Below are 12899 nucleotides of genomic sequence, written 5' to 3' on the forward strand. Positions count from 1 at the left end.
ATCCCGGTACAAAATAAGAATTCTTCAAATCCTCAGAAAAGAGAAGCAACGTCGTTTTTGGAAAGGGAGATAACACTGTTTGGAAATACCTTTTCCAACAAACGAAAAGAAGATTTCTATACAGAGCTCAGTGTTTTATTGAAAGCGGGAGTTACTTTAAAGGAAGCTTTGTCACTAATAGAAGATTCTCAAAGAAAAAAGAGTCTGAAAACCTTTTTTAAGGAAATGATCGATGAGATCATATCAGGTAAAAGCTTTTCTGACGTAATGCAGTCGCGCAAAGAGTTTACCGATTATGAGTTCCATTCCATCCGAATTGGGGAAGAAACAGGAACCATGTCGCTCGTAAGTGGTGAATTGGGGCAGTTTTTTGCCCGAAAAAATGAACAGCGAAGAAACCTGATAGGGGCACTGATGTATCCCATAATTATTTTTGTAACGGCGGTAGGTGTAGTAGCCTTTATGCTGAGTTTTGTAGTGCCTATGTTTCAGGATATTTTTAAGCAAAATAATGTAGAACTTCCGGGCATTACCAAGTTAATTATCCGTTTATCCGAAGGTTTAAAAGCCTATGGCTGGTTGCTGCTTATTGTAATAGTACTTGGTATGATCTTGCGAAGTACCCTTTCCAAAAAACACTGGTACCGTAAACGAAAAGACCGTTTTATGGCAAAACTTCCGTTTTTTGGTAAATTCATCAAAACCGTATATCTCGCTCAGTTTACGCAGGCTGTGGCTTTACTAAGTGCATCCAAAGTGCCCGTAGTAAACAGCATTCAGTTAGTAAAAAAAATGATAAGCTTTTATCCCCTTCAGGAAGCCCTTGAAAAAGTAGAAAAAAAAGTAATTAAAGGCCATTCCTTAAGTGAAAGTCTGCGTGACAATTCTATTTTTGATCATAAAATGATCGCTCTGGTAAAGGTGGCAGAAGAAACCAATCAAACCGAATATATTTTTGAAAGGCTCAACCAGCAATACAATCAGGAAGTACAGCAACGCTCTAAAATGTTATCTACCGTAATAGAGCCCATGATTATTGTATTTGTTGGGATCATGGTAGGAGTTATACTTATTGCCATGTATCTCCCTATGTTTCGTTTAAGCAGTGTATTAGGATAGAAATGAAACATAAAAAAGCTATTTTTTTATGAATTTAAGTCTTTTTTTGTAAGTTTATACAGCAATCAAAAACTTTAAATATGAAAAAAAAGCATTTAAAAGGATTAATGTTGAGAAAATCTCAAATATCCAGCCTCAATGTTGATAAGCTGACAGGAGGAGGGAGTGAATTTGCATCATGTCTTAGTTATACTACCCAAACCTGTGTGGAAACCCGTGATGCCGGATGTTCCAATCACATGTGTGATTCCCGGCTGGGAGGCTGTAAAACCTATTATTGTCCGATCTTAATGTAAAACAAAAAAGCGAGTAAAGACTCGCTTTTTTAGTTATTATTTTCAAAAAGGGCTTTGAGCTCAGTAGCTTCTCCGGGTTTCATCTTGCCTGCTAATACCAGGCTCAACTGTTTTCTGCGCAAAGCGGCTGCAAATCTTTCTTTTTCCAGATCGGTTTCCGGATTTAATCGTGGTACCTCTACCGGCATTCCGGTATCATCAACGGCTACAAAGGTATAAATAGCCTCATTGGCTTTGGTTTTAGAGCCTGAAACCCTATCTTCTACCCATACATCTATAAACACTTCCATAGAAGTTGTAAAAGCTCTCGAGATCGAAGCTTCTACCGTTACCACGCTGCCCAGTGGTATCGCTCTGTTAAAAGCTACGTGATTTACCGAAGCGGTCACCACAATACGTCTGGAGTGTCTTCTAGCTGCAATACTTGCTGCCCTGTCCATTCTGGCCAGTAATTCCCCGCCAAAAAGATTGTTAAGCGGATTGGTTTCACTGGGTAATACCAGATCCGTCATAAAAGTTCTGGATTGTGAAGGGGTTTTTGGTTTCATCTCCTAAATTTTTTGCAAAGATACACCTGCTCTTTTTAAAAAAAAGGGTTTTATCTGTTTTTCAGGATGCACAAAGAAGCAGTAAATATTGCAACGGTTATTCGGTTACGAGCAACCAGGCATCAGGAGATTCATTTTTTTTGATATCTCTTAGGAACTGAAGTGCGGCATCAACATCGGTGAAGCCTGCGTAGGAAACCTGATGAAGCCCATACCGGTTCTTTCCTATACGTTCTGCTTTGAAGCCTTTATCCAGTAATTGTTTTACTTTTCTTTCGGCATTGGCTTCAATTCTAAAAGCACCGGCTACGACATAAAAACGCACGGTTTCTTTGATCAGATTGAAATGAACAGAAGGAAGCTCTACCGGATTTGTATCAAAAAATGTAGCCTGCTGTATGGTTTCTTCTACTTTTTTGGCTGCCTGTTGTTCGGCAATCACAAACTGTTGCCGGTTGTAATCTGAAAAATATTTATATCCCGCAGCACCCAGTGAGATGGTTATAAGACCTATAGCCGCATACCTAAGGTATGGCCGTCTTTCTCTTTTTTCAGGAGTGAACAGTACAGGTACTTTTTCTTCCTTCTTAGAAACCACTTCGTTTTTAAGGATCTTCCGGGAAACTGCAGGAGATACAAAAGAAGATAAGCCAAACGCAGAAGTTAAATAATTAACCTGATAAGAAGGTTGAAACTGTATACTACCTTCGTCATTGGTAGTAAGCTCCCCAATATTTTTAAGACTGAGCTTTTCACGATTTTCCAGTTGCTTTTTCCAGAAACTTACCAGTTTATCGAGTTTTAACAAAGCTTCTTCGTAATCAATATTCTCTGCTTCAGAAATATAACGTGCCAGTAAACCGTCATTAGTAGTTAGTTGCGCATTAAAAGAAACTTCCTTAGAAGGGGGGTAAAATGCATTGGTACCTTCATGAACACGGGCCGGTTTGTACTGGGTAAGGAATGCCCCAAATTGAGGGACCGTTACACATTGGTACCTGTAAAGTAAATCACTAATGTAGTTTTCTGCCCGCATTAAAAGCAAATATTATAAAATTTTAACTCTGCCGAAAATTGAGAGCAAACTTTTTATCAACATTCATACATAGTATTTTTAACGGGTTTGTTAACAGGGTATTAGGTGAAAAATGTAATTTGTAAGACTTTTTTTATAGAAAAGAAAAACGAAAACACCCGTTTGTTTTTTATACAAATAAGAAACCGATGCTTATTAAGAAGGTTTTTTCTTATATTTTTGTTTGCATGACCTCTGAAAATCTTTTTGCTGCCCTTGCTTTACAATGTATTCCCAATATTGGCGATGTGAATGCCAAAAAACTCATTGCCGTATGTGGAAGCCCGGAAGCGGTGTTTAAAGAAAAGAAGAGCCGGTTGTTAAAAATAGATGGTATTGGTACACGTACTCTGGAACATATTTTTGAAAAACAACATTTTGAAAGAGCTGAAGAGGAACTCAGGTTTATTAAAGATCATAAAGTACAATACAGCTTTTTTACAGATGAAAGCTATCCTGAGCGGTTAAAACATTGTCTGGATGGCCCTATTTTAATATTTAGCAGTGGGCATACCCGGCTTTCCGGTAAAAGGGTTTTGAGTATTGTAGGGACACGGCAAATTACCACGCATGGCTTACGGTTCTGTGAAAAACTGGTAGAAGAACTGGCACCTTTTAACCCTGTAATTGTAAGCGGTTTTGCTTATGGGGTAGATATTGCCGCCCAGAGAGCAGCACATAAAAACGGTTTGCAAACCATAGGTTGTCTGGCCCACGGGCTAAATCAAACTTATCCCAGGGTACATCATGTCTATAGAAAGGAAATTGAGACCCAGGGCGGTTTCATTACCGAATTTCACAGTTCAAGCAAACCAGACAGAGAAAACTTTCTGAAACGTAACCGCATTATTGCCGGTATTTCTGAAGCAACCATAGTAGTGGAATCTGCTGAAAAAGGAGGAAGCCTGGTAACGGCTGCACTGGCAAATTCATACCACAGAGAGGTTTTTGCCGTGCCGGGAAGAGTTGGTGATCGTTACAGTGCCGGATGCAATACGCTTATTAGAACGCATAAAGCCCACCTGCTTACATCAGCCGCAGACATAGTATATATATTGGGCTGGGATGTTGCTTACACCCCGGAACCCATTATCCAGAAACAATTATTTCCCGATTTGGATGAAACTGAAAAAAAGATATACCACTACCTAAGCCGCAACGGAAAAGAGCTTCTGGATACCATAGCTCTTGATTGTAAACTGCCCATACATCTGGTTTCAACCAAACTCCTTTCTATGGAGCTTAAAGGGGTAGTGCGGCCGCTACCGGGAAAACTCTTTGAAGCGGTTTAATACCCCAGACGTGTACGCACTCTTTGCAATACAGTGTTGGCAACATCAGAAGCTTTTTGGGCTCCCTGTGCAAGTATATCATCCACCGCATTGAGGTTACTCATGTAATAATTAAAACGTTCCCTCTCTGCCTGGTACTTAGTAATCAATAGTTCATAAAGGGCTTGTTTGGCGTGTCCGTAACCGTAACCACCCTCCAGATAATTTTTGCGCATTTTTTTTGTTTCTTCTGCATTGGCCACTATTTTATAAAGTGCAAAAACATTACAGGTATCCGGATCTTTTGGTGATTCTAAAGGGGTACTGTCTGTTTCGATACCCATTATTTGTTTACGCAGAGGTTTATCTGCCAGGAAAAGATCAATGGTATTGCCTTTACTTTTGCTCATTTTGGTGCCATCAGTTCCAGGAATATACATGGTTTCTTCCTGCACCTTTGCTTCGGGTAATACAAAAGTCTCTCCCATTTGATGATTAAAGCGGGAAGCGACATCTCTTGTTATTTCAATATGCTGTAACTGGTCCTTGCCTACCGGTACATGCTCTGCATCATACAGAACGATATCTGCCGCCATAAGCATAGGGTAGGTAAAAAGACCGGCATTGATATCTTCGAGCCGATCTGCCTTGTCTTTAAAAGAATGTGCCAGGGTAAGTCGCTGGTATGGAAAAAAACAGTTGAGGTACCAGGCCAGTTCTGTTACCTGTGGCACATCACTTTGTCTGTAAAAAATGGTTTTTTCAGTGTCTAGTCCCGATGCCAGCCAGGCAGCAGCAATAGCATGCGTATTTTGTTTTAATTCTTTTGCATTCTTTATTTGTGTAAGCGAATGCATATCGGCAATAAACAGAAAAGATTCGTTTTCAGGTTTTTTTGCCATTTCAATAGCCGGAAAAATGGCACCCAGTAAATTGCCCAGATGCGGAATTCCCGTACTTTGAATACCAGTAAGGATTCGTGCCATAGTGTTTCTTTACAAAGAAAGCAAAGGTAAAAGATTTACTATAAAAGCAGGTCAAAATTGTTAATTTTGGCATTATGGTATTCTTACTTAGAAGTCTTTGGTATTTTTTATGGCGATCCTGGTTTTACATACTTGTAACCGTGCCTATTGTTATTTTTTTTCCGGTATTACTGGTTCTTTCTTCCCGTGAAAGCTGGTACCCTCATTTCTTTTGGGTGGCCCGCAATCTGTGGGCCTCCGTCATTCTGTACGGTATGGGGTTTGTGCCTCATATTCGTACCGAAGGCCAGCGCATGCAAAAGGGTAAAAGCTATATGCTTGTTGCCAACCATACCAGTATGTCAGACATTATGCTTATGCTAAGAGCGTCAAAACAACCCTTCGTTTTTGTAGGAAAAAAGGAACTGGCCAGACTGCCGGTTTTTGGTTTTTTCTATAAACGGGTTTGTATCCTGGTGGACAGAAGCAATGCCAAAAGCCGCAAGGAAGCCTATGACATGGCAAAAGCAAGATTAAACAGCGGTTTGAGTATTTGCATTTTTCCGGAAGGGGGTGTACCTGATACTTCAGTTTTTCTGGATGAATTTAAAGATGGGGCCTTCCGGCTTGCTATTGAATACCAAATACCCGTGGTACCCATTACTTTTGGCGATAACAAACAAAGATTTCCTTTTTCTTTTTTTTCTGGTACGCCGGGGAGCATGCGCGTTATGATACATCGTTTTATAGAGACCGGCGGATGTACTATTAAAGATAAAACAGCACTAAAACAAAAAGCAAGAGAAGTGATTTACCGGCAGCTAAAAGTATTTAAAAAAGAAAAAGCCGTATAAAATACGGCTCTTTCCTCATCATTGCTCTGTAAGCAATCAACTAACCTAATTAACCAAAACCTAAAAACTAAAACTAATGCCTGTATATACTCCTACAGAATACGGGTTAAACCCTCCCGAATCCCTGGAAAATGTACTTAACTGATATTTGAACAAAGGTTCAAGACTGAAGAAAAGATTATTAGTAAATCTGTAATCCAGTCCAAAACCAATATTTGTGCTAAAATTTATGTTGTTGAGATTATTGGCTTCACCAATATTGGTGACCAGCTCATCGGAATTTACCGACAAGGCATTATCAGTTAAAAACAAAGAACTAATGCCCCCTATAACATTTAAACTGAGCCTGCGGTTCACCACTCTGTATTTTAATTCCAAAGGCACTTCCAGATAACCCAATTCCTGCGTAAGTTCCCCGCCAATGGTGGGAGCCAGTGCATTGGTCTCTCTGCGGGAGTCGCTAAATGCCGAAATAAGTGCTCCTTTATCACCTATCACCAGGTTTTGACCATTGGCCGAATAGTTAATAGTGCTAATGGCCTGTGTGGATACGGCAACCGAAGTAACTGATACATCGTTGGTATTGTACCCGTAGTTTACCCGGTTCACTCCTGAGCGAACACTTAAGCGTTCATTGATCTTATAACTTACATTAATACCGTAGCTAAGATTGATATTTCCAGATTTTGAGTTATCTGCAAATTGTGAATGAATAGGAGAACCGTCTCCCCCCATGGTATTAAAATATACGGGGGCCAGGGTAGGACTTACACTCCAGCGATTTGCCACCTCTTCAGTATCGTTAGTTTTTTCTTCTTTCCCCGCAATGGCTTCCAGAATAGAAGGCTTTTGAGAATTATCGGTTTCTTTTTCGGCAGCCGGAACGTCTGCTGTTTGGGTGTTTGCTGTTACCGTCTCTTTACTTGCAGAAGCATCTCTAGTATTTACTTCTTTACTAATAAACTCTTTTTGATTGGTTTTTTCTTTTTCTGTTAAAGAAGCTATGGCCTTGTCCTGTAAGGCAGGATCTTCTTTTACAGGTTTTGGAATATCTGCCACGGCTTTTTCTTCCTGAAAATAGGACCCCTTGATTATTTGTTTTTTCAAAGATTCATCTTTCTTTTCAGTAGGGAGTATTTGTTTTTCAGGGTTCTTATCAGGGGTATTGTTGGTATAAGGCGAGGTTTTTTGCAGGGTTTGTTGGTCTATCTCTGCCGGAGCGATCTTCTCTGGAGTTTCTGTATCGGTCTTTAGCACATCTTCCTGAATGTTAGTAACAGGTACTTGTGTTTCAACAGCCTGATCTCTGGTAAGCAGGTTATAACCGATGGTTACCAATAAAGCGATAGCTGCCGCCATACCTCCCAGGCGCCACCAGAACGGGAGTACCCTGCGGTTCTCCCTGTTTTGACGGTCCAGGCTGTTCTCAATTTTGTTCCATACAGTTTCATGCGGGATTTGTTCAAAATCCTTGAATTTTTCCCTGTACAACCGGTCTATGTTTTTCTTTTCACCCATTTTTACAGTGAGTTAATCTTTTTTTTTGCCCGATGGTCTTCGATCTTATTTTTCAAAATCATTCGGGCCCTGGCAAGATTGGACTTGGAGGTACCTTCTGATATGAGTAACATTTCACCAATTTCTTTATGCGAATACCCGTCCAACACATACATATTAAAAACGAGCCTGTAACGATTAGGAAGCTCCTGAATAATGTTCAGCAGGTATTGCAAAGAAATATCTTCTGCATCTACTTCAATCTCTACTTCTTCTGCAACCTCATTGGCTATAAGATCAAAAACACCTTCTTTACGGTATTTTTGTAATACAGTATTTACGGTTATCCGGCGCATCCAGCCTTCAAAAGAGCCATTAAAATTAAACTGCTCTATTTTTTGGAAAATAGTTAAAAAACTGTCGTGTAAATTGTCTTCGGCTTCTGTTTTATTTCTGGAATACTTAAGACAAATGCTATACAACTTACCACCGAATAGCCTGTACAATTGTTCCTGGGCTTTTCGTTCTCCATTTTTGCATTGATGTATGAGTTGTTTTAAACTCACGTTAGCCGGTTGTTTATTTAATCACTTTTTTATTATTCTACAGGAACTTCTACGGTGAGGAATTCAGATTGACCGTTATCGTCATATCCCTGCCAGAACCTGAAAGTATAAGTTTTGGTATCAAGAACGATAAAATCAAAAGAAACTTCTACCTCTTCATCTTCCAGCTCTTCACAGGTGTTATCGTCCAGCACGGTATTAATTACGACTACGGTTCTTGTATTGTCGGTACCTATTCTGTAATCAAAACCTTCAAAAAAATAGCAGTTTGTAGGCCTCATGTATTTTACTTTGATCTCATAAGTTTCTCCCTGCTCAAAAGATTCAGGTACCTCTACTCCCGTTATAGGCATAGCTGCAAAATGAAAATTCGTTCCATCATCAAGACTACATGAAGCAGTCAATATGATCATGAGAAATAAGGCTAAAAACTTTTTCATTGTAACTATATTGTTTTCTTAAAGATGCAGAAAACTTTTTGAGGTTGCGTACCTGGGCCTATTATTACATTGTTAAGCACCTAATTTTTAAGAATAAAGCTAATACTAAGGGGTCATCTTGCAGATATATTATATAGTTTTTTGGAATGGGTGCTCATTCAAACAACCGCTAAAAAAACCCGGAAAATCCGGGTCTCTATTTAGTTTTTTAAAGCAGTTAATGCCTCTCGTATTTTTACTTCCAGTTCTTCCAGTAATTCAGGGTTATCCTGCAATAATAGTTTTACTGCATCGCGTCCCTGTCCTAATTTAGTGTCGCCATAGCTAAACCAGGAGCCGCTTTTCTTTATTATTTCATAATCTACACCAATATCCAGTATTTCTCCAATACGCGAAATGCCTTCTCCGTACATTATATCAAATTCGGCAGCTTTAAAAGGAGGTGCTACTTTGTTCTTAACTACTTTTACTCTGGTTTTGTTACCTACTACGTTCCCGTTACTGTCTTTTATTTGTGTAGAACGGCGTATATCCAGACGTACGGAGGCGTAGAACTTGAGTGCATTTCCTCCCGTAGTGGTTTCGGGATTTCCAAACATTACGCCAATTTTTTCACGAAGCTGGTTAATAAATATCACGGTACAGTTGGTTTTGCTTATGGTAGCAGTGAGTTTTCGCAGCGCCTGTGACATGAGCCTGGCATGCAGTCCCATCTTAGAGTCGCCCATTTCTCCCTCTATTTCACTTTTAGGCGTAAGCGCAGCCACAGAGTCAACTATAACAATATCAATAGCGCCCGAGCGAATAAGATTATCTGCTATTTCCAGGGCCTGTTCTCCATGGTCTGGTTGCGAAATGATAAGATTGTCAATATCAACACCCAGTTTTTCGGCATAAAAACGGTCAAAAGCATGTTCTGCATCAATAAATGCTGCAATGCCACCTGCCTTTTGTGCCTCTGCCATGGCATGCAGGGTAAGTGTGGTTTTACCAGATGATTCAGGTCCGAAAATTTCAATGACTCTTCCTTTGGGATACCCGCCCACTCCCAGGGCCATATCCAACCCCAAAGAACCGGAAGGTATTACTTCTACTTCTTCTACCACACTGTCTCCCAGCTTCATAACAGACCCTTTTCCGTAAGTTTTATCAAGTTTGTCCAGGGTTAGTTTAAGTGCTTTTAATTTCGCATCTTTTTCAGAACTCATAATCACTTTTCTATTAATTAATTCTCGCTAAAATACTACTTCTTTTTTCTATCCGCAATGTGTTATCAGGTCTTTTTATTTTTTTGGATACAGTGAAAGGCTTCTCGTTCAAAACACGAAACCAAGCCTCAAAAAACCTGTTTATGAGGAGCTTGAAAAACCCGTAAAAACAAAAAGCGTGAAAACATAAATTTGTTTTCACGCTATAAAACAATATTTTTGCCCCCATATCACATAACATTCTTTAACCTTAAAAATTAGTATAGCATGCAACTGTACAATACTTTAAGTGCTAAAGAAAGAGCAAAGCTTATTGAGGAAGCCGGTAAAGAACGGCTTACGCTTTCTTTCTACAAGTACTACCATATTAAAAACACTGCTATTTTCAGGAATCATTTGTTTATAGCGTGGAACGAACTCGATGTATTAGGCCGTATTTATGTGGCTTCTGAAGGTATTAATGCTCAATTATCGGTTCCGGCTGAAAAATTTTTAAACTTCAAAGAACACCTGGACAGCATTACTTTTTTAGAAAATGTGAGGCTTAATATTGCCATAGAGCAGGATAACAAGTCTTTTCTGAAACTAAAAATAAAAATTCGGGATAAGATTGTGGCAGACGGCTTAAACGACACTACTTTTGATGTGACCAACAAAGGGGTACATGTAGATGCACAACGGTTTAATGAACTTGCGGCTGACCCTAATACTATTATCCTGGATATGCGTAATCACTATGAGAGTGAAATTGGGCATTTTAAAGGGGCCGTTACACCTGATGTGGATACATTTAGAGAGTCGTTACCCATTATTGAAAATGACCTTAAAGATCACAAAGAAGATAAAAACCTTTTAATGTACTGTACAGGTGGTATTCGTTGTGAAAAAGCCAGCGCCTATTTTAAGCACAAAGGCTTCAAAAAAGTATATCAGTTGGAAGGTGGTATTATCAATTATGTACGGCAGGTAGAGAACGAAAATGTCGAGAACAAATTTATAGGCAAGAATTTTGTGTTTGACGATCGTCGCGCCGAAACAGTGAGCCCCGATGTTATTGCTCGTTGCCACCAGTGTGGAGAGCCTTGTGATACTCATGTAAATTGTGCCAATGAAGCCTGTCATTTGCTTTTTATACAATGCGAGTCCTGCGCCAAACATATGAATGACTGCTGTTCTGATACATGTAAAGACATAACGGCCCTTCCCTACGAAGAGCAAAAAGCGTTGAGAAGAGGTAAAACAAAATCCAATCTGATTTTTAAAAAAGGACGATCAGAAGTTCTTACGTTCAAGAATAATAAGGTAAAGAATGAGATTGTTCTCGATGTTAAGAAATAATCTTATCTTTAACCCTTTATAAGTATTTATGAACCTACTCCGGCACAGTTAGTGCCGGTCAATATATATAGATATGGGTTGTAGCAGTTGTTCGACAGGAAAGGACGGACAACCACGCGGTTGCAGAAACAATGGTACCTGTGGCACAGATGGTTGTAATAAACTAACCGTTTTTGACTGGCTTTCAAATATGACGCTGCCTTCCGGACAAAAAGTATTTGATTGTGTGGAAGTGCGATTCAAAAACAGCAGAAAAGACTTTTTCAGAAATACCGAAAACCTAACACTTTCTATAGGCGATATTGTTGCTACCGAGGCCACACCTGGCCATGATGTAGGGATCGTGACCCTTACCGGAGAGCTGGTTAAGGTGCAAATGAAAAAGAAAAAGATAGACTGGGACGAAGTAACCCTTCCTAAAGTGTACCGCAAGGCTTCCCAAAAAGATATAGATGTCTGGTCCTCTTCCCGTGACCGTGAAGAAAGCGTAAAGAAAACATCACGAGAACTGGCCATCGCACTGGGTTTACAAATGAAGATCTCTGATGTAGAGTTTCAGGGTGACGGCTCAAAAGCTACCTTTTACTATACTGCCGATGATCGGGTAGATTTTAGACAGCTTATTAAAGAAATGGCCAAAGCTTTTGGTACCCGAATAGAAATGCGTCAGATCGGATTTCGCCAGGAAGCCGCCCGGCTGGGAGGTATTGGTTCTTGCGGAAGAGAGTTGTGCTGTTCTACCTGGCTTACCGACTTCCGTTCGGTAAATACTTCAGCAGCCAGATACCAGCAGTTATCACTTAACCCTCAAAAACTGGCAGGCCAGTGCGGTAAACTCAAATGTTGCCTCAATTATGAACTGGATGCTTATCTGGATGCACTGAAAAGCTTTCCTAAAAATGACATTAAACTCTTTACTGCCAAAGGAAAAGCACATTGCCAGAAAATAGATATATTTAAAGGCCTCATGTGGTTTGCCTATGAAGAAGACAGCATAAACTGGCATAAACTTACCATTGAACAGGTAAACGAGATCATAGCCTCTGGTGAAAAAGGAGAAAAAGTAGCCAGTTTAGAAGAATTTGCGTCCGATTTAATTGAAAACGATACGAAAAAGGAATTTGAAAACGTTGTAGGACAGGATAGTTTAACCAGATTTGATAAACCCAAGAAAAGCCGCAGCAGAAAAAAAGGATCGCGGCGCAGAAATCAAAGAAGCCAATCCAGAAAAAATGCTTAAAAAACCGGTTGTTTTTCTCATCCTGTTACTTATTATTTCCTGTGATTCCGGCAGTGTCTTTTCAGCATATGAGCCACTGGGCAACAAATGGGAAGGCCATACACCCGTAGAATTTACTTTTCAGGCACCAGATACGATTCAGCCGTATCATCTGTTTATAAATGTAAGGAATGATGAAAAGTATCCGTTTAGTAATCTATTTCTAATTGTTAATATGGATTTTCCCAATGGTAATACCGTAACCGATACTTTGGAGTACCAGATGACAAAACCTGATGGTTCCTGGTTGGGAGAGGGATTCACATCTTTAAAAGAGAATAAGCTCTGGTTTAAAGAAAATGTCATTTTTCCTGTATCAGGAGATTACGAGATCCGTATTGAGCATGCTATGCGTATAAATGGTAAGGTAGATGGTGTGAAAATACTCGAAGGTATAAAAGATGTGGGTATAAAAATCGAGAAAGCCGTAAAACAGTAAAGGC

14 protein-coding genes are annotated in these 12899 nt (G+C 39.7%); 7 read left to right on the forward strand and 7 right to left on the reverse strand.

What is annotated here, in order from left to right; genetic code table 11:
- Positions 1-57: 57 nt before the first annotated feature.
- Together WAO84_RS05635 and WAO84_RS05640 are read left to right on the forward strand one after the other, a co-directional pair.
- Positions 58-1119: a type II secretion system F family protein gene (locus WAO84_RS05635; protein WP_340064294.1), complete on the forward strand. Its 1062-nt coding sequence runs from the start codon at positions 58-60 to the stop codon at positions 1117-1119.
- A gap of 80 nt (positions 1120-1199) precedes the next feature.
- Positions 1200-1415 carry a hypothetical protein gene (locus WAO84_RS05640; protein WP_340064295.1) on the forward strand — a complete coding sequence of 72 codons (216 nt, stop codon included), beginning with the start codon at positions 1200-1202 and terminating at the stop codon, positions 1413-1415.
- A gap of 29 nt (positions 1416-1444) precedes the next feature.
- Here WAO84_RS05640 and WAO84_RS05645 read toward each other — a convergent pair whose 3' ends face one another.
- Together WAO84_RS05645 and WAO84_RS05650 are read right to left on the reverse strand one after the other, a co-directional pair.
- Positions 1445-1963: an acyl-CoA thioesterase gene (locus tag WAO84_RS05645; protein ID WP_340064296.1), complete on the reverse strand. Its 519-nt coding sequence runs from the start codon at positions 1961-1963 to the stop codon at positions 1445-1447.
- 97 nt (positions 1964-2060) lie between these two features.
- Entirely contained in the window at positions 2061-2999 is a 939-nt protein-coding gene (locus WAO84_RS05650; RefSeq protein ID WP_340064298.1) for an HU domain-containing protein, read from the reverse strand.
- A 227-nt stretch (positions 3000-3226) separates the two neighbouring features.
- On the opposite strand from WAO84_RS05650, the gene dprA reads away from it, so the two are divergent.
- On the forward strand, positions 3227-4330 hold the full coding sequence (gene dprA, locus WAO84_RS05655; RefSeq protein WP_340064438.1) for a DNA-processing protein DprA: 1104 nt from the start codon (positions 3227-3229) through the stop codon (positions 4328-4330).
- Here dprA and trpS read toward each other — a convergent pair.
- Positions 4327-5295 (reverse strand): tryptophan--tRNA ligase, encoded by a 969-nt coding sequence (gene trpS / locus WAO84_RS05660; protein ID WP_340064301.1) that lies wholly within the window; start codon positions 5293-5295, stop codon positions 4327-4329. The genes dprA and trpS overlap by 4 nt on opposite strands.
- A 74-nt stretch (positions 5296-5369) precedes the next feature.
- On the opposite strand from trpS, the gene WAO84_RS05665 reads away from it, so the two are divergent.
- Positions 5370-6128, forward strand: coding sequence for a lysophospholipid acyltransferase family protein (locus tag WAO84_RS05665; RefSeq protein WP_340064303.1), 759 nt, complete (start codon positions 5370-5372; stop codon positions 6126-6128).
- 60 nt (positions 6129-6188) lie between these two features.
- Here WAO84_RS05665 and WAO84_RS05670 read toward each other — a convergent pair whose 3' ends face one another.
- The 4 genes from WAO84_RS05670 to recA all read right to left on the reverse strand — a co-directional run bounded on the left by WAO84_RS05670 (position 6189) and on the right by recA (position 9839).
- Positions 6189-7646 carry an outer membrane beta-barrel protein gene (locus WAO84_RS05670; RefSeq protein WP_340064304.1) on the reverse strand — a complete coding sequence of 486 codons (1458 nt, stop codon included), beginning with the start codon at positions 7644-7646 and terminating at the stop codon, positions 6189-6191.
- 2 nt (positions 7647-7648) lie between these two features.
- Positions 7649-8191: an RNA polymerase sigma factor gene (locus WAO84_RS05675; protein ID WP_340064305.1), complete on the reverse strand. Its 543-nt coding sequence runs from the start codon at positions 8189-8191 to the stop codon at positions 7649-7651.
- Between the two features lie 32 nt (positions 8192-8223).
- Complete coding sequence (locus WAO84_RS05680) at positions 8224-8631, reverse strand: hypothetical protein (protein ID WP_340064308.1); 408 nt, start codon at positions 8629-8631, stop codon at positions 8224-8226.
- 200 nt (positions 8632-8831) lie between these two features.
- Entirely contained in the window at positions 8832-9839 is a 1008-nt protein-coding gene (recA, locus tag WAO84_RS05685) for a recombinase RecA (protein ID WP_340064310.1), read from the reverse strand.
- A 267-nt stretch (positions 9840-10106) separates the two neighbouring features.
- Between recA and trhO the strand changes: the two genes are divergently transcribed.
- The 3 genes from trhO to WAO84_RS05700 all read left to right on the forward strand — a co-directional run bounded on the left by trhO (position 10107) and on the right by WAO84_RS05700 (position 12895).
- Positions 10107-11177 carry an oxygen-dependent tRNA uridine(34) hydroxylase TrhO gene (gene trhO, locus WAO84_RS05690; protein ID WP_340064311.1) on the forward strand — a complete coding sequence of 357 codons (1071 nt, stop codon included), beginning with the start codon at positions 10107-10109 and terminating at the stop codon, positions 11175-11177.
- Between the two features lie 73 nt (positions 11178-11250).
- Positions 11251-12417, forward strand: a complete 1167-nt coding sequence (locus WAO84_RS05695; protein WP_340064314.1) for a PSP1 domain-containing protein — start codon at positions 11251-11253, stop codon at positions 12415-12417.
- Complete coding sequence (locus tag WAO84_RS05700) at positions 12410-12895, forward strand: gliding motility lipoprotein GldH (protein ID WP_340064315.1); 486 nt, start codon at positions 12410-12412, stop codon at positions 12893-12895. Before WAO84_RS05695 ends, WAO84_RS05700 begins: the two co-directional genes overlap by 8 nt.
- Positions 12896-12899 lie beyond the last annotated feature (4 nt).

It is taken from the genome of Ascidiimonas aurantiaca (genome assembly GCF_037646345.1).
Taxonomy (GTDB): Bacteria; Bacteroidota; Bacteroidia; order Flavobacteriales; family Flavobacteriaceae; genus Ascidiimonas; species Ascidiimonas aurantiaca.